The organism is Massilia sp. UMI-21, from assembly GCA_015277795.1.
Taxonomy (GTDB): domain Bacteria; phylum Pseudomonadota; class Gammaproteobacteria; order Burkholderiales; family Burkholderiaceae_D; genus Telluria.
Map to the genome: position 1 here is coordinate 380,617 of CP063848.1, position 20,916 is coordinate 401,532.

Below are 20,916 nucleotides of genomic sequence, written 5' to 3' on the forward strand. Positions count from 1 at the left end.
AACATTCGAACCCGCTGTAGTACACGGAATGTGAAGATGCGGTGTCAAAGGTACATGACACATTCAGATGAATTTTCTACAAGCCCGCCAGCACGACGTGGTAGTTTAGTAATATTTTTTTATCATTCTGCCTTTCGTGTGGTTACTTTTCGACAAAACACAATTGCTGAGTTTGCACGGCTGAGCTTCCGTGCTATAGTAAAGTTAGCATAATAGCAAAATCTAATTCTTGAACGGAACCCGATTATGAAAGCAGATGAAGTCGTCGCAGTAGTAGGACTCGGATATGTCGGCTTGCCGCTGGCAGTTGAATTCGGCAAAAAAGGGCGGACTATCGGCTTCGACCTGTCCGCGAGCAAGATCGAGAACTATAAACGTTTCGTCGACCCGACCGGTGAAGTCTCGAGCGAGCAGCTGAAGGAGTCGCGTCACCTGGAAGTGACCACCGACCCAGCCATGCTGGCCCAGGCCGACTATATCGTGGTGGCGGTCCCGACCCCGGTCGACATCGCGCATAATCCGGATTTCACCCCGCTGATCGGCGCCAGCAAGTCGGTCGGCGCCAATATGAAGCGCGGCGCCGTGGTCGTCTACGAATCCACCGTGTACCCGGGCGCGACCGAAGACGTCTGCATCCCGATCCTGGAGCAGCAGTCGGGCCTGAAGTGGAAAGAAGACTTCCACGTCGGCTTCTCGCCGGAGCGCATCAACCCGGGCGACAAGGAACACACCCTGACCACCATCCTGAAGGTGGTGTCGGGCGACGACGACGCCTCCCTCGAGCGCATCGCCCAGCTGTACGAATCGGTGATCACCGCCGGCGTCTACCGCGCCTCCAGCATCAAGGTGGCCGAGGCCGCGAAGGTCATCGAGAACACCCAGCGCGACCTGAACATCGCCCTGATGAACGAACTGGCCATCATCTTCGACAAAGTCGGCATCGACACCCTCGAAGTACTGAAGGCAGCCGGCACCAAGTGGAACTTCCTGCCGTTCCGCCCGGGCCTGGTCGGCGGGCACTGCATCGGCGTGGACCCGTACTACCTGACCCACAAGGCCGAGATGCTCGGCTACCACCCGCAGGTGATCCTGGCCGGCCGCCGCATCAACGACGGCATGGCCAAGTTCGTGGCCGAGAAGACCGTCAAGTCGATGATCTCGTCGGGCTTCCACGTCAAGGGCTCCAAGGTCAACGTCATCGGCCTGACCTTCAAGGAAAACTGCCCCGACCTGCGCAACTCGAAAGTGGCCGACATCGTCCACGAACTCGAGAGCTACGGCTGCGAAGTGCACGTGTTCGACCCGCAGGCCGAGGCCGAGGAAGCGCAGCACGAATACGGCATCACGCTGCAAAGCTGGGACAGCCTGCCGAAAGCCGATGCTGTTGTGGTCGCCGTACCACACAAAGAAGTGTTGGCGCTTTCTCTGGCTGACTTCCAGTCCAAGCTCAACGAGAATGGCTGCTTCATCGACGTGAAATCGCAGTTCGATCCGAAAGCGCTGCAGGAAGCCGGCTACTGCGTCTGGCGCCTGTAATCCACACGCCCTGCACCCGCCGCAGCGCATGTGCGCTGCGGCAACGCCGGCATCCCCGGTGTGACCGAGAAAGTGTTCGAAGTGAATAAGTTTCAAGACGTCCAGCAACACCTGCTGCAGCAACGCCATCACTGGCTCGTGACCGGTGCGGCCGGCTTCATCGGTTCGAATCTGGTCGAAGCGCTGCTCCGGCTTGGCCAGCGGGTCACCGGCCTGGATAATTTTGCGACCGGACACCGCCATAATCTCGATCAGGTCCGTGAGGCGGTCGGTCCCGAAGCCTGGGAACGTTTCGTCTTCATCGAAGGCGATATCCGCAGCGAGGCCGACTGCGCCCGCGCCTGCGCCGGCACCGACTTCGTCCTGCACCAGGCGGCGCTGGGGTCGGTCTCGCGTTCGATCGACAACCCGATCGGCACCAACGAGACCAACGTCACCGGCTTCCTCAACATGCTGGTCGCGGCACGCGACGCGAAAGTGAAGCGCTTCGTCTACGCTGCGTCGAGCTCGACCTACGGCGACCATCCGGCCCTGCCCAAGGTCGAGGACCGCATCGGCAGCCCGCTGTCGCCGTATGCGGTGACCAAGTACGTCAACGAGCTGTACGCGAACGTGTTCGGCCGCACCTACGGCATGGAGTCGATCGGCCTGCGCTACTTCAACGTATTCGGCCCGCGCCAGGACCCGAACGGCGCCTATGCCGCCGTGATCCCGCAATGGGTGGCGGCGCTGATCCGCAACGACGAGCTGCGCATCAACGGCGACGGCGAGACCAGCCGCGACTTTTGCTACATCGATAACGTGGTGCAGGCCAACCTGCTGTCGGCGCTGGCGCCAGGCGATGCGGCCAACCAGGTCTACAACATCGCGGTCAACGAACGCACCAGTCTGAACCAGCTGTACGGCATGATGCGCACGCTGCTGCGGGAGCGTTTCCCGCACCTCGACGCGCACCAGCCGAAGTACGTCGACTTCCGCCGCGGCGACGTACGGCATTCGCAGGCCGACATCGGCAAAGCGGCCAGCCTGCTGGGCTACCAGCCGACGCACAAGATCGGCGAGGGCTTGCAACAGGCAATGGCGTGGTACGTGCAGTCGCTCGCGCCATCGGGGGATACACATGCACAAGCAAGTACGCAATAAGAATCGGGGAGGCTACTGTGTTCAGGATCTCTAACCATTACGTATCGAAGATCGTTTTCCTGCTGCTGTTCGTCGAAGTGCTGGTGCTGCTGGGGGCAGCCTACATCGGCGCGGCAGTGCGCATGCTCGAGTTCGGCGACGCCGCTGCGGCGGCCCATCTCGACCATTTCTTCACGTCGGCGGTGGCGTTCACGGTGGCGATCATCTTCAGCATGAGCGCGATGGGCATGTACCAGCTCGACTTCGACGAAGGCCTGCGCCATCCCTTCTTCATGAAGCTGATGCCGTCCTTCCTGATGGGCTTCGCGATCCTGGCGCTGGTGTTCTACATGGCGCCGGAACTGTCCTTCGGGCGCGGCACCATGGCCCTGGTCTTCATCCTGGCCGGCACCGGCATCTTCCTGGCGCGGATGGCCTTCTTCAAGTCGTCCGAGGCGCGCTTCCTGCAGTCGCGCATCATGTTCCTGGGCAGCGGTCCGCTGGCCAAGGAGTGCAGCGAGCTGGCGCAGAAGAATTCGAATTATCACCGCTATAACATCGCCGGTTTCGTTCCGAGCGCCGGCGAGGAACTGTGCGTACCGTCGGATAACCTGCTGAAGGTGCGCGACGGCGATTCGCTGGTGTCGCTGGTGCGCCAGCACAACGTGTCGGAAATCGTGGTGTCGGTGCAGAACCGCCGCGGCGGCTTCCCGATCAAGGAACTGCTCGACTGCAAGCTGCAAGGCATCCGCGTCACCGACGCCGCCACCTTCTTCGAACGCGAGACCTGCCAGATCCGCGTCGACTCCCTCCAGCCTTCCTGGCTGGTGTTCGGCGGCGGCTTCGACCAGAGTTTCGCGCGCACCTTCATGAAGCGCAGCTTCGACCTGGTGTGCAGCCTCCTGATCCTGATCATGACGCTGCCGCTGATGCTGCTGGCCGCACTGCTGGTGAAGCTCGAAGACGGCGGCCCGGTGTTCTACTCGCAGGAGCGGGTGGGCAAGGATGGCAAGACCTTCCGCGTCCACAAGTTCCGCAGCATGCGCGCCGATGCCGAGAAGAGCGGCAAGCCGCAGTGGGCCGCCAAGAACGACCCGCGCGTCACCCGCTTCGGCAACTTCATGCGCAAGACCCGCATCGACGAACTGCCGCAGATCCTCAACGTGTTCAAGGGCCAGATGTCCTTCGTCGGCCCGCGTCCGGAACGTCCTTATTTTGTCGAGCAGCTGATCGAAGTGGTCCCGTATTACAACGTGCGCCACAGCGTCAAGCCGGGCATCACCGGCTGGGCCCAGGTGCGCTACGGCTACGGTTCCTCGGCCGAGGATGCGCTGCAGAAGCTGCAGTACGACCTGTACTACGTCAAGAACAACAGCCTCTTCCTCGACGTCCTTGTCCTGATCAACACGCTCAAGGTCGTCCTGCTCCGCCGCGGCCAGTGAGCGGCGAACTCCAGTCCCGCCCGGCGCACCGGTGCGCCGGGCCGACGCGAGCCTTGTTCCTCCCTTCCGGCGCCGCCAGGCTACTCCCATGGACGATGTTTCCCTGACCAGTATCGCGGCCTACAGCTACGCGCTGGTGGCCGTGTGCTTCCTTGTGCTGGGCGCACCGCTGGCGGTGCGCCAGCGGCGCCGGCACGATGTGGCGCTCGGCCTGGCCTGCCTGTCGAGCGTCCTGTGGGGCGCGACCCTGGCCTGGGAAGCCGCGTACGGCGACATCTGGTCGCCGCTGGCCGACAGCACCGAATTGCTGCGCAACGCCGCCTGGTCGGTGTTCCTGCTGGTCCTGCGCGGCCATTTCACCGATCCCGCCAGCCGGATGCCGCTGCGCCTGCAGCCGGTGCTGGTGCTGGGCGCGTTCGCCTATCTCGCCTGCCTGGCCGCCGCCGCCGGCGGCTGGCTGAGCCTGGGACTGGCCGAGCGCCCGGGAGCATTGCCGATCGCGCTGCGGGTTGCGATGGCGGTGACCGGCATGCTGCTGGTCGAACTGGTGTACCGCAACCGCACCATGCACGAACGCTGGGCCGTGAAGTTCGCCTGCCTCGGCATCGGCGCCATGTTCGCCTATGATTTCTATCTCTACAGCCACACGCTGCTGTTCCGCAGCGTCGACACCGACATCTGGGCCGCGCGCGGCCTGATCAACGCGCTGACCGTGCCCCTGATCGCGGTCTCGCTCGGGCGCAGCAAGCTTTGGTCCTCGCCGCTGGCGGTGTCGCGCCGCGCCATGTTCCATTCGGCCACGCTGTTCGGTTCCGCCCTCTACCTGCTGGCGATGGGTTCGGCCGGCTACTACTTGCGTTATTTCGGCGGCAACTGGGGCACGGTGATGCAGGTGACCTTCCTGTTCGGGGCCGTGATCCTGCTGGCCGGGGTGCTGTTTTCGGGCAGCTTCCGGGCGCGCCTGAAGGTCTTCATCAGCAAGCACTTCTACCGCTACAACTACGATTACCGCGAAGAGTGGATGCGCTTCACGCGCACCCTGTCCAAGCCGGGCCCGGACCTGGGCGAGCGCGTCATCGAGGCGGTGGCGGCACTGGTCGAGAGCCCGGGCGGCGCGTTGTGGCAGCGGCGCGAGTCGGGCCACTACGAACCGGTGGCGCACTGGCAGGTGCCGGCGCTGGCGGCGCGCGAAGCGGCCGCGTCGCCGTTCTGCCAGTTCCTCGAGGCCAGCCAATGGGTGATCGACCTGCACGAATATGCGCACAGCCCCGACAAGTACGAGGCCCTGGTGCTGCCCGAATGGCTGGGCGAGTATCCGCGCGCCTGGCTGGTGGTGCCGCTGATGCTGCACGCGCGCCTGTTCGGCTTCGTGCTGTTGCAGAACCCGCGCAGCCCCGTCAAGCTGAACTGGGAAGTCATCGACGTGCTCGAGATCGCGGGCAGCCAGGCCGCCAGCCAACTGGCGCAACAGGACGCCGCCCGCGCGCTGATGGTGGCGCGCCAGTTCGAATCCTTCAACCGCATGTCGACCTTCGTCGTGCACGACCTGAAGAACCTGGTGCTGCAGCTTTCCCTGATGAACGCCAACGCCGCCAAGCACAAGGACAACCCCGAGTTCCAGGCCGACATGCTGGAAACGGTCGACTATTCGGTGCAGAAGATGAAGATCATGCTGCAAAAGCTCGGCCGCACCGAGTCCCAGGAGCAGCCGCTGGCGCTGGCGCTGGACCAGGTGGTCAGCCAGGCGGTGGCGCTGAAGGCCGCCTTCGAGCCGCGCCCGGTGATGGCGGTCGAGGATGCATCGCTGCGCGTGCTGGCCGACCGCGAGCGTCTCGAGCGGGTGGTGGGGCACCTGATCCAGAACGCAATCGAGGCCACGCCGCGCACCGGCAGCGTCAGGATTCGCCTGGCGCGCGAGGCCGGGCATGCCATGATCGAGATCGTCGACACCGGCGAAGGCATGAGCGACGACTTCATCCGCGAGCGCCTGTTCAAGCCCTTCGAGTCGACCAAGTCGGCCGGCATGGGCATCGGGGTGTTCGAGAGCCGTGAATACATCAATGAACTGGGCGGCAGCCTGGAGGTGAGCAGCACGCCGGGCGCCGGCACCACCTTCCGGGTGCTGCTGCCGCTTCACCAACAAGAAACGCCGGCGGACCAGCGCATCCAGCGCGCCGCCTGACAGAGGAAACAACGTGAGCCAGACCAAACCGAAACTCTTGATCATCGAGGACGATCCCGGCGTGCAGAAACAGCTGCGCTGGAGCCTCGACGCCTACGACGTGGTGGTGGCCGGCGACCGCGAGGCGGCGCTGGCCCAGATCCGGCGCCACGAGCCGGCCGTGTGCACCATGGACCTCGGCCTGCCGCCCGACCCGGACGGCTCGACCGAAGGCCTGGCGACGCTGCAGCAGATCCTGGCGCTGGCGCCGGACACCCGCGTCATCGTCCTGACCGGCAACCAGGACCACACCAACGCAGTCAAGGCGATCGGCCTGGGCGCCTACGACTTCCACCACAAGCCTTGCGACCCGGAAGTGCTGAACCTGGTGATCCAGCGCGCTTTCTTCCTGCATAACCTGCAGCAGGAGAATCGCCGCATGCAGCAGGCCCAGGCCGACTCGCCGCTGGCCGGCGTGATCTCGCGCGATCCGGGCATGTCGAAGGTCTGCCGCAACATCGAGAAGGTGGCGCCGACCTCGGCTTCGGTGATGCTGCTGGGCGAATCGGGCACCGGCAAGGAAGTGCTGGCGCGCGCCCTGCACCAGTTGTCGCCGCGCGCCAAGGAGCGCTTCATGGCGATCAATTGCGCGGCGATTCCCGAGAACCTGCTCGAGAGCGAACTGTTCGGCTACGAAAAGGGCGCCTTCACCGGCGCGGCCAAGCAGACCAAGGGCAAGGTCGAACTGGCGCACGGCGGCACCTTCTTCCTCGACGAAGTGGGCGACCTGCCGATGGCGCTGCAGGCCAAGCTGCTGCGCTTCCTGCAGGAGCGCGTGATCGAGCGCATCGGCGGCCACGAGGAAATCCCGGTGGACGTGCGCATCGTCTGCGCGACCCATCAGAAACTCAAGGAACTGTGCGCCCAGGGCCGCTTCCGCGAAGACTTGTATTACCGCCTGTCCGAAATCGTGGTGACCATTCCGCCGCTGCGCCAGCGCGAGGGCGATAGCGCGCTGCTGGCCCACCACTTCAAGAACAAGTTCTGTGCCGCGGAAGGGCGCTCCTCGCTGCATTTCGCACCCGATGCGATCGCCGCGATCGAGGCCTACCCGTGGCCGGGCAACGTGCGCGAAATGGAAAACTACATCAAGCGCGCGGTCATCATGGCCGACGGGAATACCATCGTGGCCGACGACCTCGGGCTGCCGGGCGAAGGCGCGGAAGAAGAACCGATCAACCTGCGCCAGGTGCGCGACGAGGCCGAGTACAAGGCCATCGTCAAGGCGCTGGCCCGGGTCGACGGCAACATCGTCAAGGCCTCGGAAGTGCTGGGCGTGAGCCGCCCGACCCTGTACGACCTGTTGTCGCGGCACGGTATCAAGGCCGGCGCATGAAGCGCGGCGTCAGGCGCGGCCTGCTGCTGGCGGCCGTGCCGGCGCTGGCTGGCCTGGCAGTCGCCGCCGCCGGCTTGCTGTACCTGCAGGACAAGGGCATCACGCCGCGCGCGCTCGCACCCTACGTCGAGAAACGCGCCGCCGGCCACAACGAGATCATCACGGGCACCGGCAACTGGCTCGGCGCCGCGCTGCGCGGGCTGGACCGCGGCGATCCCACCCGCTACGCACTGCCGGCGCTGAAGGTCGGCGCCCAGCCCGTGCCGGTCCCGGCGGCCGAGGCGACCGCCGACGCGGTCAAGCTGGTGCGTTCGGTGCCCGAGGCGCAACGCGCCTTCGCGCAAGCCGTCTCCGGCGACATCATCCGCTTCGCGCCGGGCGTCTACCGGATCACCGCCCCCTTGGCCGCCACCCGGCCGGGCGTGGCGGGCGTGCCGATCGTGGTGCGCGCCGAGCGCCCGGGCAGCGTGGTGCTGGAAGTCGCGAACAGCGTCGGCATCGTGGTGGCGGCGCCCTACTGGCGTTTCGAGAACCTCGAGATCCGCGGCGCCTGCGCCCGGGCGGGGGCCTGCGAGCATGCCTTCCACGTGGTCGGCAAGGGCGCCCACTTCGTCGCGCGCAACAACCGCATCCTCGACTTCAACGCCCACTTCAAGATCAACGGCAACCGCAACGGCTTTCCCGACCATGGTGTGATCGAAGCGAACACCCTGAGCAATACGGCGCCGCGCCGGACCAGCAATCCGGTCACGCCGATCGACCTGGTGGCGGCCAGCGACTGGACCATCCGTGCCAACCTGATCACCGATTTCGTCAAGGCCCAGGGCGACCGGATCAGCTATGGCGCCTTCGCCAAGGGAGCCGCGGCGCGCACCGTATTCGAACGCAATGTGGTGCTGTGCGAGCAGAAGCTGCAGGGGATGCCGGGACAGCGGGTCGGGCTCTCGTTCGGCGGCGGCGGCACTGGCCGCCAGTACTGCCGCGACGGGCGCTGCATCACCGAGCACGAAGCGGGCATCATGCGCGCCAACCTGGTCGCCGCGTGTTCCGACGCCGGCGTCTACGTCAACAGCGCTGCCGGCTCGCGGCTGGTGGACAACACCCTGCTCGACACCGCCGGGGTGCAGGTGCGCTACCCGGAGAGCAGCGCCGAGCTGGATGGCAATCTGATCGACGGTCCGGTGACGAGCCGCAATGGCGGCCTCCTCAGGCTGGGCGACAACCGCAGCAGTTCGGTGGCGGCCATGTATGCGGGCCTGCATCCGCAGCGCGGCCTGTTTGCCGCGCCCGATGCCTTCGATTTGCGCTGGGACGGCGAGCCGCCGCGTCGAACGACCCGTACATCGTCGGTGGATTTGTGCGGCGCGCGCCGTCCGGCGACGCAGGCCTACGGCGCCTTCGAGGATTTCGCGGCCTGCCTGCTAGCGCCCACGGCAGTTTCTTCCGCCGGCACGGCGCCGAACAGCACCGCTCACTGAGCAAGCAGGGCCGGTGTCACCAGGCGCGCAGCCAGTCGGCGGTCCAGGCGGCGACCTGGTCGCGCCAGGCGCGCCGCGAGAAGGTGTGGTCGGCCGGCGCCAGCTCATGCCGGGTGAAGCGTGGCGCCGCCAGCAGCTGGCGCCACTGCGGCGAGGCGCCCGACAGGTCGGCGAATTCGCGCGCGGTGAGGTCGGCGCCGCTCAGCACCAGCAGCACCTGGCCGGGGAAGCGCGCCAGGCCGTCGTGCATGCGTTCGGGCAGGGTGCGGCCGCAGCCGGCACCGTCCCTGCCTGGCGTTCGGGGCGCAGGCCGCAGCGCGCGCAGCTGGCCCAGCAGCGAGGCCAGCGCGGGACGCAGTGCAAAACGGCCCGCAAAGATCTTTTTCCACAGTTCCGGCGAGAACACGCGCTCGCGGTAATAATGCTTCACGGTGGCCCTCGCCAGGCTCTCTTCGGTGCGCACCCACGGATTGAGCAGCACCAGCCCGGCCACCCGGGCATCGCCGCCGGCATACATGGCGGCGCTTGAAGCGCCGTCGCACAGGCCCCACAGCACCACCTCGCGCATCTCCGGCACGCAGGCCGTGAAGGCATCGATGGCGGCGCGGATATCGGCCTTCTGGTCTTCGAAGCCGCGCGCTTCGCCACTGCTGTCGCCCATGCCGCGCACATCGAAGCGCATGGCCGGGATGCCCTGTTCGGCCAGGGCGCGGGCGAGCAGGGTGAACTGGCGGTGGCTGCCGGCGCGGTATTGCGGGCCGCCGACCACGACCAGCACGCCGCGCGCGCCTGGCCGTTCGGGAAGCGTGGCCACGCCCACCAGCGACTCGCCGCCGCAGGGGAAGGCGAGCGCCTTTTCCTGGTAGCGCATGGACTCAGGCTGCATTGGCCGGCTCCTTCAGCGCTTCGCAGGTGGCCGCGACCAGGTCCGGACATTCGCCGGTTTCCGGGCTGGCCCAGAATTGCTGTCCGACGACCTGCTTCAATTGCAGCTGCACGCCCAGGGCGCGCCAGGCGCGCGCGATGTTGGTGGTGGCCGGTGCGATGGGCCGGTCGGCGCCGGCCGCCACCTCGAACCAGTGCAGCGGCGCCGTGCGCGGCGCCAGGGCGGTGGCATCGAGGGCCTCAATCGCCCGCACCAGTTCGGGATGCACTTCGTAGCCGGCCACTTCCAGGGATTCGCCGCGCGCGAGCGTCGCGCGCAGGGCGGCGGTGCCGCTTCGGGTGTCGCCGCCGGCCAGCATGTCGGCCGCGATGCGGGTGCGCAGGAACTGCGTCACGAAACCTTGTCCGGCCAGCACCGGCTGCCACAGCACGATCGCGGCCAGCGGCTGCGCCAGGGCGGCGCTGCGGGCAAAGTCGAGCGCGAGGGCGGCGCCGAGCCGCAGTCCCAGCAGGGTCAGCGGCCGGCCGAGGCGCGTGTCGAGCCAGGCGGCGGCCGCTTCCAGGTCGCGCTTCCAGCCATCCCAGCGGGCGTCGAGGAAGTCACCGCTGCTGTCGCCGCAACCGTGCAGGTCGACCTGCAGCACGCCGTAGCCGTTCGCCGCCAGCGCGCGCGCCTGCAGCGCGGCCATGCGCCGCGAACGGTTCAGTTCCTCGGCAAACGGGTGCACGTACAGCAGCGCGCCGCGGCATTCGCCGCGCGGCGGATGGAACAGGCAGAAGCGCTCCCCGTCCTCGACCCGCAGGAAGAAGGGCTCGGGGGTGCCTGCGCGCGCGTCGTTCATGCGCCGCGCTTTTCCTGCACGAAGGCCGCCAGGCTGCCCAGGGTGGCAAAGGTGCTGGCGCTGATTTCGTCGTCGTCGACCATGATCCCGAAATGCTCTTCGAGCGCGCCGATCAGGCTGACCACCGCCATCGAATCGAGTTCCGGCAGGCTGCCCAGCAGGGGGGAATCCGCGTCGAGGGTCTCGCCCGCCGGGCCCAGGTTCAGCACGTCGGTGAGGATGTTCCTGACTTCGTTCAAATACATTGTTGCTCCGTCAAATGAGTGCCCGCCGCGCGCGCCTGCAGCCGGCGGTGCCAGCTGCGCAGCGCGGGCCAGCGATAAGTATTGAGATGGTAGAGCGTGCGCACCTCATCCGTCCAGCGCAGATGCCATTCCATCACCTTGCCGTAGAACTCGATGCGCGCAAAGCGCGCTTCCTCGAACAGCTGCCGGGTTTCTTCCTCGCGCATCAGGAGGGTGGGCGAGAGCGATTTGTCCACCGATTCGTCGTAGGCGGTCTTGAGCACCACGATGCAGTCCGGCCCTTCGATGCACAGGTCGCTCGCCACCAGGCGGTCGCCGAACCAGTAGCGATAGATGCTGCCGGCGCCGCGCCGGCAGAAAGCTTCCAGCATGTCGCGATAGAAGCGTCCCTGGGCATTGTCGGCGTGGACCGCGGTGCCGCTGCCGGCTTTCCAGCCCGTGCTTTCCATGTTGCCGTAGTCGGCCACTGCCGCCGCCACGGCTTCCGGTGCGCGCAGCACTTCCAGCCGCGGCACGATGCCCTCGCGTTCGAGCCGGGCGCGCTGCTTCTTGAGGTTGCCGCGCAGGTTCTTGCCGCGCGCTTCCCAGTATTGCGCAAAACCGCCGCGGACGCTGATGCGGGCAGTGAGGATGTAGTCCAGCGTCTGCACGCAGCCGGTGTCCAGGGGGCGCGGATAGAGTTCGGGATCGCATTGCGTCAGTCCCAGCACCAGGGCGAAACCGGGCAGGGCGCGCACCAGCGCGACGCCCAGCGCGGCGTGGTCCAGGCCGGGACGCTGCAGCCAGATTCCCACCGGCGCCTGGGCCGGCTGGAAGGTCTGCCAGCGCGCCCGTCCGTTCGGCGCCAGCACCGCCATGGCCAGGGTCTGGCCGCCTTGGCGGCAGATGGCCAGCAGTTCGCTGCCGTCGCCGAAGTGTTCCAGCAGCGGCAGCACGAAGTCGGCGGCCAGCAGCGGCGAGGCTGGGCCTTGCTGGTGCAGCCGCGTCCATTCCTGCAGGTGCGCGGCAAAGCCGCTTGCGGGGACCAGGCTCCAGTTCATGCGGCTTCCTCCCGTGGGTGCAGTGCCGCGCGCAGTTGCGCGCCCATCCAGGCCAACTCGTCCGCGCGCAGCTCCTGGTGGCAGGGCAGGGCCAGCACGCGGCGCGCCAGCATGGCGCTGTTGGCGCAGGTCGCGGCATCGACACCGGGCCAGCGCTGCTGGGCGAAGCGCACCAGCGGCACCCCGGCCGCCTGCAGGCGTTCGAACACGGCTTCGGGATCGTCGAACACCAGCGGGCATTGCCAGGGAACGACGTCGGCCGGCAGGCTGGCGAACAGCGGACGGCAGCCCGGCAGGCCGTGCGCCGCCTGTTCCAGCAGCAGGTAGTGGCGGCGGCGCAGGGTGGCGATGCGCCGGGTCGAGACCAGCCGCATGAGCGCGCGCGAAAACCACGCCGAGCGCTTGTCCAGCCAGCGCGGCTCGAAGTCGAAGCCGCTGTCGGACGAGGCCGGCGCCAGGGCGGCCGGGGCCGCGGCGCCGGTGGTGGCGGCGCGGCGCGACTTGAGGGCGCGCCAGGCCAGGTCTTTAAAGCGCAGGGGCAGGCGCAGCAGGGCGGCGAGCGCCGCCAGGCGGCCGTGGGCGAAACTGTTTTCCAGCGCCGCCAGCGCCGCCTTGGCCTCGAAGCCGGGGCCGGCCGAACGCAGCGCCACGCGGTCGAGCCGGTGGCGGCTCGAGACCAGGCAGCCACCTTCGTAGGTCGGGAAGAATTTCATGCTGCTGGCGATCGCATAGTCGCCCCAGGATCCCAGCGGGCGGCCGGCATGCATGCCGAAGAAAGCATGCGCGCAGTCTTCCAGCAACAGCAGGCCATGCGCGTCGCACCAGGCGCGGATCGTCGCCATGTCCTGCGGGAAGCCGAAATAATGGGTCACCATGAGCGCCCGCGTCGCCGGGCCGATCCTGGCCGCGAGGTCGTCCAGGTCGACCGAAGCGTCGGGACCGATCCGGTAGAATACCGGGGTGGCGCCGCACCACAGGACCGGCGGCACCATCGACGGACTGTGATAGGCCGGCACCAGCACCTCGTCGCCGGCCCGCAGGCCCATCTCGCGCAGGGCCAGCGCGATCGCCACCCTGCCGCTGGTCACCTGGCGCACCTGTCCGGCATCGAGCACCGAGGGCGGCCGGCCGGCGCTGCGCGTGCTACCGGGCGGCGCGCTGAACGACGCACGCGATAGCACGGGGGCGATCGGTATCTTGGGGCGCTGCTCCGTCATGTCAGAAGTTGTCAAGTTAGGCAACACAGTATAAGGCTTGCAAGCCTGGTTTGTTGTTCTGATTGGAATCGAAAATGGTAAGATGGCGCCCGCCGCTTTGGCCCCCTGCCACCCTGCCGCCCGGCACAAGAAGGTTTGAATGAGCGACCTGGTTCACGATTTGATTTTCACGACGGCGCGCCGGCTTCCCGCCGCCGAAGCGCTGGTGCATGGCGACGAACGGCTCGACTACGCGGCACTGGAACGGGCCGTGCGCGCGGCGGCGGCGATGCTGCTCGGCGCCGGCATTGGCGCGCGCGAGCGGGTCGCGGTCTACCTGGAAAAGCGCCCCGAGGCGGTCGCCGCGATGTTCGGCGCGTCCGCGGCAGGCGCCGTGTTTGTGCCGGTCAACCCGCTGCTGAAAGGGCCGCAGGTCGCCCACATCCTGGCCGACTGCGCCGCGCGCGTGCTGGTCACTTCCAGCGAGCGCCTGCGCCAGCTGGGCGAGGTGCTGGCGGACTGTCCCGATCTGCACACCGTGATCGTGGTGGGCGCCGTGCCGGCCGCCGCGGCGCCGAGCCTGCCGCCGGGCTGCCGGCTGCAGGCCTGGACCGACGGCGCGCACGCGCCGGGCGCTGCGGCGCACGGCGCGATCGACGCCGACATGGCCGCCATCCTGTACACCTCCGGCAGCACCGGCAAGCCCAAGGGTGTGGTGCTGTCGCACCGGAACATCGTGGCCGGGGCGCGCAGTGTCGCGAGCTACCTCGGCAATACCGAGCAAGACCGCATCCTGGCGGTGCTGCCGCTCAGCTTCGACTACGGACTGAGCCAGCTGACCACCGCCTTCCTCAGCGGCGCCGCCGTGGTCCTGATCAACCACCTGTTCCCGCGCGACGTCCTGAAGGCGGTGCTGGCCGAGCGCATCACCGGCCTGGCCGCGGTGCCGCCGCTGTGGATCCAGCTGGCGCAGCTGGACTGGCCGCTTGACTGCAGCCTGCGCTACCTGACCAATTCGGGCGGGGCGATGCCCGGCGCGACCGTCGATGCGCTGCGCGCCGTGCTGCCGGGCGCCGAACTGTTTTTGATGTACGGCCTGACCGAAGCCTTCCGCTCGACCTACCTGCCGCCTGCGGAACTGGCGCGCCGTCCCGGCTCGATGGGGCGCGCGATCCCGAATGCCGAGGTGCTGGTGGTGCGACCGGACGGCAGCCTGTGCGAGGCCGACGAGCCGGGCGAGCTGGTGCACCGCGGCGCCCTGGTGTCGCTCGGCTACTGGAACGACCCGGCCAAGACCGCCGAGCGCTTCCGGCCGGCTCCCGGACAAGACCCGGCCTTGCCGCTGACCGAACTGGCGGTGTGGTCGGGCGATACCGTGCGCCGCGACGAAGACGGCTACCTGTATTTCATCGGACGCAGCGACGACATGATCAAGGTGTCGGGCTACCGCGTCAGTCCGAGCGAGGTCGAAGAAGCCTTGCATGCGAGCGGCCTGGTCGAGGAAACGGTCGCCTTCGGCGTGCCCCATCCCGTGCTCGGACAGGGCATCGTGCTGCTGGCCGTGGCGCGCGACCCTTCCCTGGCGCCGGCCGCGCTGCAGAAGGAATGCCAGCGCCGCCTGCCTGCCTGGATGGTGCCGGCCCACATCGAACTGCGTTCCGGCCCGCTGCCGCGCAACCCGAACGGCAAGTTCGACCGTCCGGCGCTGCGCACACCATTCATCGCGCTGTTCGACAGCCTCCGACCCTGAGACCATGAGTACCAACAAACCAGTCCATGCCCCGCAAACCGGCTTTCCGGTCGTCGACGGCTGCCTGCAGGTCGGCGGCATCCCGCTGACCCGCCTGGCCCAGCGCGTCGGCAGCACCCCGTTCTACGCCTACGACCGCACCCTGCTCGGCGCGCGGGTGCGCCACCTGCGCGCGCACCTGCCGCCGGCGCTGGAGCTGCATTATTCGGTCAAGGCCAACCCGATGCCGGCGCTGGTGCAGCACCTGGCCGGCCTGGTCGATGGCCTCGACGTCGCCTCCGGCGGCGAGCTGAAGGTCGCGCTCGACACCGGCATGGCGCCGCAGCGCATCAGTTTCGCCGGCCCCGGCAAGTCCGAGGCCGAGCTGCGCCAGGCGATTGCCGCCGGCGTCTGCATCCACGCTGAATCGGAACGCGAGATCCGGACAGTGGCACGCCTTGGCGATGAGCTCGGGATCGCGCCGCAGCTGGTCCTGCGCATCAATCCCGACTTCGAACTGAAGGGCTCGGGCATGCGCATGGGCGGCGGCGCCAAGCAGTTCGGGATCGACGCCGAGGAGGCGCCGCGCATGCTGGCGCTGGCGGCGTCGCTGGAACTGGACGTGCTGGGCTTTCATATCTTCAGCGGCTCGCAGAGCCTGAAGGCCGATGCCATCGTCGAGGCGCAGGCGCAGACGGTCGAACTCGCGCTGCGGCTGGCCGATGCGAGCGGCAGCCCGGTACGCATGCTCAACATCGGGGGCGGCTTCGGCATTCCGTATTTTCCCGGCGAGGCGCCGCTCGACCTGGCGCCGATCGGCGCCGGCCTGGCCGGGCTGCTGCCGCGGGTGCAGGCGGCGCTGCCGCAGGCCCAGCTGTCGATCGAGCTGGGCCGCTACCTGGTGGGCGAAGCCGGCGTGTATGTGGCGCGCGTGATCGACCGCAAGGTCTCGCGCGGCCAGGTGTTCCTGGTCACCGACGGCGGCCTGCACCACCACCTGGCGGCATCGGGCAACTTCGGCCAGGTGATCCGCAAGAACTACCCGGTCGCGATCGGCAACCGGATGTCGGTGCCGGAGACCGAGGCGGTGTCGGTGGTGGGGCCGCTGTGTACGCCGCTCGACCTGCTGGCCGACCGCATGGAACTGGCGCGCGCCGACGTGGGCGACCTGGTGGTCGTGTTCCAGTCGGGGGCCTACGGCCTGAGTGCCAGCCCAAGCGGTTTCCTGGGGCACCCGGACGCGCGCGAAGTGCTGGTGTAAGGCCCTGCGCGTTGGCAGGGCCCGGTCTTCAGGCCCGCGCCGTTTGGTCGTGGCTCGCGTTCCAGTAACGGTGATAGACCGCGGCGGTCTTGATCAGGTAGCTGTAGTCGCGCACGCCGCTGCTGGTCAGCAGGCTGGCCAGTCGCAAGGTGCCGCGGCTGATGAGATGGTCGGGGAAGCGTTTCGACGCCAGCATCTGACGACCGTTTTTGGCGTTCGCACGCCGCATCTCGGCATACATTTTCTTATCATAATAGACATCCCATTGATATTTCAGGCCTGGAGGGCTGGGCAGCAGGCAGGGAATATGGCCGGGATAGGCCTGCCATGGGATCGTATCGAGACCGTTCGGAAAACGCGCCAGCCAGTCCATGTAGAAGCGGTGGGCCATGAACCAGTCGTTTGGCAGGCGCAGGACGCTGTCGAGGAAATCGGCGTCGAAGAAGGGTAGCTGGAACTCGATGCGCTCGACATCGATGTCTTCGAAGTGCTGGGCGAGGTGCCGGCGCTGGTCGTTGAACATCAGGAACAACTGGAATTTCCGGCCAGGGTCGGGACTGTCGATCGCGGCGAGTTCATCCTTCACCCCCTGGAATGGCAGATCCACCACGGTATCGAGCGAGTCGCGCTTGATGATCCGCTTCGGGATCCCCTTCGTGAACAGCGTGATTGCCTGGTCGGTCGCACCGCGTTCCATCGCCTGCACGATCTCCGGCGTCATGTACACGTTGCCGAGGCCGACGCTGCCCCCATCTCCCGACCAGATCAGCGGCGGGCGTACGCGCGTGTCGACGCCGGCGAACGTGCTCTTGATCCAGGCGTTGACGGCGTTCTTGCGGTAACCCTGGCCGACGTTGTCGGCGTTGGTTTCAATCTGCGTGTGGTTGTTGCCGAGTTTGTCCGCGACCAGTTTGGCGAACACCTGATCCTGGCTGCCGTCCGGCGCATAGTTGACCGTGTAGACATCGTTGCCGTTTGCGGCCAGGCCGCCGACGATCACGCGCGAATCCAGGCCGCCGCTGAGGAAGGCGGCGGCGATGCGCTGACCGCGCTGGCGGCGGGCGATGGCTTTCATGAATTCGCTGTAGGCGCGATCCACACCCGCTGCGTAATCAAGCTGGTCGAGTGCACCATCCCAGCGCCAGTATTGGGTGCGCGCGACCTGGCCGCCCTTTACCTGCACCGATTCTCCCGCCTTGAGCATCGAGATACCGCGGTAGGGGGTACGATCCGCCAGCGCGTAAGCGAAGGCGGCCAGTTCCGTGACCCCGCGTACGTCGAACTGGCGCGTGACTTGCGGCAGCGCTTCCAGGATGCGCAGTGCGCTTGCGAACACGACGTAGTCGGGGCCCACCCACAGATAGAGGGGACGCACGCCGACCTTGTCGACGAACAGCGTCAGCGCCTTGCCGCTCGCGTCGTAGTGCAGGCCGCAGAAGGTGCCGCGCGCCTGCCGCAATCCGCTCCCGCCGTCTTCCGTGAACAGGCGCTGCAGCAGCTGTACGTCGTCCTGGCGATTCCATTCTGCTTTAGCTTCGCCGGCGGCAAGCAGGGGCTCGCCAGCCACGAGCGTCACGCTGCCATCGGCTGCGACGGCGCGTCCGTCGGCGCCGAAGGCGCCGATATCGACGCTGACAACGAAGAATCCGGGCGCCCCGTGCTCCAGGCGCCTGTCATCGGCCTGGCGCGAGACATGCTTGCGCAGCTCGTCCAGCAGGGCGGAAGGCAGGGCTGCATCGGGTTTGAGGCTACATACGCCAGCGAAAATGGTCATGGTCTTATTGTCTCTCGGTGATTCGATTGGAAGTTCAGGTAGCCGCCTTGCGCAGGCCCACCGTGGCAAGGAATTCATGCAGGATGCTGCGGTTGGCGAGCCAGGTGAACAATGTGTAGCTGGCGGCGCCGACGCCGACGAGCAGGATCAGCAGGCCGGCATGGCCCAGATGCGGGCTCAGCGCGGCATCGAGCAGCATCAGCGTCACCAGCATGAGCGCGGTACAGATGACGGTCGGCCATAGTGCACGCAGGAGTTCCGCGAGCCGCAGCCCGATCAGGCGGAAGGGAATCGCAAAATTGTGATACATGAGCAATAGCGACGTGATGGTGAAGCCGGCGGCGACACCGACGATGCCCCATTGCAGCCCGATCGCCAGACCGGCGAAGATGACCAGGTTCGACAGCACGCCCCAGCGCAGCTGGAGGTCGGTGCGACCCATGGCGATGTAGATCGAGCCGGTCGTGGTCAGTACCGAACGGATCGCGGCCAGCGGAGCGAACAGCGCCAGCAGGGGAATGACCGGGGCCCAGTTCGCGCCAAAAACCGTGAACACGAAATGTTCGCGCACTGCCAGCAGCCCGAACATGAGGGGGAAGGTCAGGAAGGCGATGGCCGTGGCCACGCGCAGGAAGGCCTGGCGGAAACGCGCAAGGTCATCCTGGGCCTGTGCATAGTAGGGCGTCATGACCCGGCTGAAAACGGCGGAGATGGCCTGCATCGGGAACACCATCAGCTTGTACGCGAGATCGTACAGGCCCAGCGCCTCGGTTCCGAGGAAACGGCCGATCAAGAGGTTGTCCACGTTCTGGGCGAAATAGTAGAAGATGTTGTAGCCGGCCAGGTTCAGGCTGTAGCCCATGATCGAACGCACTTCCGCCCACAGGAAAACGAATTTCGGACGCCACCTGCTGACGATCCAGATCAGGACGGTGGTCAGGGCCGTGTTGGTCACTACCTGGTACACCAGGCTCCACACCCCGTGCCCGAGGATGGCCGCGCCGATCCCGACGATATACGAGACCACGGCCGCCGCCAGCTCCACCTTGGCCAGCAGGGCGAAGGACATCTGGCGCATCAGCATGCTGGTGTGGACGATCGATAGCGAGGACAGCACGAAGGACACCGCCATCACGGTCACCACCGGCTCCACGCGCGGTTCGATATAGAACTTCGCCACCAGGGGTGCGCTCAGCATGACGATCGTCGTGATGAGCAGTCCGAACCCCAGGTTGAGCCAGAACACGCTCGACAGCAGTTGGTCGCGCATGTCCTTTTCGCGTACCAGGGCGGTGCCGGTGCCGAGATCCTTGAAGATGTCGACGAAGCCGAGGATCACGCCCGCCATTGCCACCAGGCCGAAGTCACCCGGTTCGAGCAAACGCGCGAAGGCGATATTTGCCAGCAGCGCCATGATGCGCCGGCCCATGGTCGACACCGAGGTCCACTTGACGCCGGAAACTACGCTTTGTTTGGATGCCATATTGCTGTGCCGATCTCCGTGCTCAGGCTGTGGTAGCGCCGTCGAAAATACCGGCCAGCTCGCTGGCGCGGTATTTGCGGGACGATGACTGGATCAGTTCGTCGCTGGCGATCGTGGCGTCGCCCTTGGCCATTTTTTCGATGAAGGACTGCAGCACGGGCTGGATCGCGACGGCTGAATTCATGTCGGCCAAATCATGGAAACCCGCCACGCCAAGCACGCGGGCCGTTTCGCCGGACGGGTCGACCAGGCCGATGATGGGTTTGCGCGCACGGAAATACTCATAGATCTTGGCGGGAACCTGCGTATTGAATGGCGTGCCCTGGAATACCATCAGCCCGTCGGCCGCCAGCATCTCCTTGAGCGCGTCGCGGTAGGGCACCGGCGGCGCCACTTCGACGATGTCCTCGACGCCGATCTCGCGCACGCGCTTGCCGATCGCTTCCATGTCGCCGGGGGCGCGCAGCACGACCCGCAAGGTAGCGGCGCTGGCATGTCCCTGGCGCTTGAGCGCCGCCACCGCCTGCAGGAACGGAGAGGGATCGCGCCCGGTCGAGTACAGCACACCGCTGTGCAGCAGCGTCAGGCGGCGCTGTTGCGCTGGCGCCGGTGCAACGAAGGAACCGGGATCGAAGCCGTCTTCGTCGTAACCGTTTTCGATCACCCGGAACTTGGCGTGGTCGATGGCGGGGAAGCGGCGCTGATAGTCGGCCAGCGCGCTGTGCGTGGTGAAGACGGCGGTGTGGCAGCGCGTGATCGCCTGGTGCTCGATCCACTGATAGAACTTGCGCTGGATCGCCGATGCCGGATACGAGGCCTGCAGCATCGGATCGCGGAAATCGGCGACCCAGGGCAGGCCGGTGAGACGGTGCAGGGCCAGCCCGATCAGGTGCGCTGTCGAGATCGGGAAGGTCGACCAGATGACTTGCGGCTTGTATCGCCGGATGAGCGACAGCCCGGCCGGTACCGCGCCCAGCGACCACGACACCCAGCGGTCGGGCAGCGCAAGCGCCTCCAGGTAGCGCCCCTTGATGCCGAGGTGGCGTTTGGTGTCGAGGGCAAACACGCGGCGCACGACGAGACCCGCCGGCACGCTGGCCAGCTGTGAGGGATTTTGCTGGCTATACGCGCGCGGATGGGCCGACAACACCATCGGTTCCCAGCCATAGTTGCCCAGGTTCTTGGAAAAGCTCAGGGTGCGCTGGATTCCGCTGCTCGCCGCCTGGGGCGGAAAGTGGAATGCGATCAGGAGAGCACGTTTAGTCATCTTTGTAATTCCATGCATACAGGCAGATTGGCCCGCTATCGTTGCGGTCCGCTCGGCGG

The 20,916-nt window shown here is 66.8% G+C and carries 16 protein-coding genes; 8 read left to right on the plus strand and 8 right to left on the minus strand.

The window, feature by feature from the left end; translation table 11 throughout:
* The first annotated feature begins 246 nt into the window (after positions 1-246).
* From IM543_01710 to IM543_01735, 6 genes are all read left to right on the plus strand, one after another.
* Positions 247-1,536, plus strand: a complete 1,290-nt coding sequence (locus tag IM543_01710) for a nucleotide sugar dehydrogenase (GenBank protein ID QOY94661.1) — start codon at positions 247-249, stop codon at positions 1,534-1,536.
* A gap of 81 nt (positions 1,537-1,617) precedes the next feature.
* The gene (locus IM543_01715; protein ID QOY94662.1) at positions 1,618-2,679 is read left to right on the plus strand and encodes an SDR family oxidoreductase; all 1,062 of its coding nucleotides are present in this window, start codon (positions 1,618-1,620) and stop codon (positions 2,677-2,679) included.
* 17 nt (positions 2,680-2,696) lie between these two features.
* Positions 2,697-4,100 carry a TIGR03013 family PEP-CTERM/XrtA system glycosyltransferase gene (locus IM543_01720; protein QOY94663.1) on the plus strand — a complete coding sequence of 468 codons (1,404 nt, stop codon included), beginning with the start codon at positions 2,697-2,699 and terminating at the stop codon, positions 4,098-4,100.
* Positions 4,101-4,188: 88 nt separating this feature from the next.
* Complete coding sequence (gene prsK, locus IM543_01725) at positions 4,189-6,282, plus strand: PEP-CTERM system histidine kinase PrsK (GenBank protein ID QOY94664.1); 2,094 nt, start codon at positions 4,189-4,191, stop codon at positions 6,280-6,282.
* A 13-nt stretch (positions 6,283-6,295) separates the two neighbouring features.
* Complete coding sequence (gene prsR, locus IM543_01730) at positions 6,296-7,657, plus strand: PEP-CTERM-box response regulator transcription factor (protein QOY94665.1); 1,362 nt, start codon at positions 6,296-6,298, stop codon at positions 7,655-7,657.
* A complete protein-coding gene (locus IM543_01735) occupies positions 7,654-9,135 on the plus strand; it encodes a right-handed parallel beta-helix repeat-containing protein (protein QOY94666.1) in 1,482 nt (493 codons plus the stop codon). Before prsR ends, IM543_01735 begins: the two co-directional genes overlap by 4 nt.
* Before the next feature lie 16 nt (positions 9,136-9,151).
* On the opposite strand, the gene IM543_01740 is transcribed toward IM543_01735, so the two are convergent.
* From IM543_01740 to IM543_01760, 5 genes are read right to left on the minus strand one after another with little or no spacing between them, the layout of a single operon-like run.
* On the minus strand, positions 9,152-10,006 hold the full coding sequence (locus IM543_01740; protein ID QOY96473.1) for a hydrolase 1, exosortase A system-associated: 855 nt from the start codon (positions 10,004-10,006) through the stop codon (positions 9,152-9,154).
* Between the two features lie 4 nt (positions 10,007-10,010).
* Positions 10,011-10,862 carry a hydrolase 2, exosortase A system-associated gene (locus IM543_01745; GenBank protein ID QOY94667.1) on the minus strand — a complete coding sequence of 284 codons (852 nt, stop codon included), beginning with the start codon at positions 10,860-10,862 and terminating at the stop codon, positions 10,011-10,013.
* On the minus strand, positions 10,859-11,107 hold the full coding sequence (locus IM543_01750) for an acyl carrier protein (protein ID QOY94668.1): 249 nt from the start codon (positions 11,105-11,107) through the stop codon (positions 10,859-10,861). Before IM543_01750 ends, IM543_01745 begins: the two co-directional genes overlap by 4 nt.
* Positions 11,098-12,147, minus strand: a complete 1,050-nt coding sequence (locus IM543_01755; GenBank protein ID QOY94669.1) for a GNAT family N-acetyltransferase — start codon at positions 12,145-12,147, stop codon at positions 11,098-11,100. Before IM543_01755 ends, IM543_01750 begins: the two co-directional genes overlap by 10 nt.
* On the minus strand, positions 12,144-13,364 hold the full coding sequence (locus IM543_01760; protein ID QOY94670.1) for an aminotransferase class I/II-fold pyridoxal phosphate-dependent enzyme: 1,221 nt from the start codon (positions 13,362-13,364) through the stop codon (positions 12,144-12,146). Before IM543_01760 ends, IM543_01755 begins: the two co-directional genes overlap by 4 nt.
* A gap of 139 nt (positions 13,365-13,503) precedes the next feature.
* Here IM543_01760 and IM543_01765 point away from each other — a divergent pair, with 139 nt between their 5' ends.
* Together IM543_01765 and IM543_01770 are read left to right on the plus strand one after the other, a co-directional pair.
* Positions 13,504-15,093, plus strand: a complete 1,590-nt coding sequence (locus IM543_01765) for an acyl-CoA ligase (AMP-forming), exosortase A system-associated (protein QOY94671.1) — start codon at positions 13,504-13,506, stop codon at positions 15,091-15,093.
* A 4-nt stretch (positions 15,094-15,097) separates the two neighbouring features.
* Complete coding sequence (locus IM543_01770; GenBank protein QOY94672.1) at positions 15,098-16,333, plus strand: pyridoxal-dependent decarboxylase, exosortase A system-associated; 1,236 nt, start codon at positions 15,098-15,100, stop codon at positions 16,331-16,333.
* A 28-nt stretch (positions 16,334-16,361) separates the two neighbouring features.
* Here IM543_01770 and IM543_01775 read toward each other — a convergent pair whose 3' ends face one another.
* From IM543_01775 to IM543_01785, 3 genes are read right to left on the minus strand one after another with little or no spacing between them, the layout of a single operon-like run.
* Positions 16,362-18,107 (minus strand): hypothetical protein, encoded by a 1,746-nt coding sequence (locus IM543_01775; GenBank protein ID QOY94673.1) that lies wholly within the window; start codon positions 18,105-18,107, stop codon positions 16,362-16,364.
* Between the two features lie 34 nt (positions 18,108-18,141).
* A complete protein-coding gene (locus IM543_01780) occupies positions 18,142-19,590 on the minus strand; it encodes an MOP flippase family protein (GenBank protein QOY94674.1) in 1,449 nt (482 codons plus the stop codon).
* A 22-nt stretch (positions 19,591-19,612) separates the two neighbouring features.
* Positions 19,613-20,857 carry a glycosyltransferase gene (locus tag IM543_01785; protein ID QOY94675.1) on the minus strand — a complete coding sequence of 415 codons (1,245 nt, stop codon included), beginning with the start codon at positions 20,855-20,857 and terminating at the stop codon, positions 19,613-19,615.
* Between the last annotated feature and the right edge of the window lie 59 nt (positions 20,858-20,916).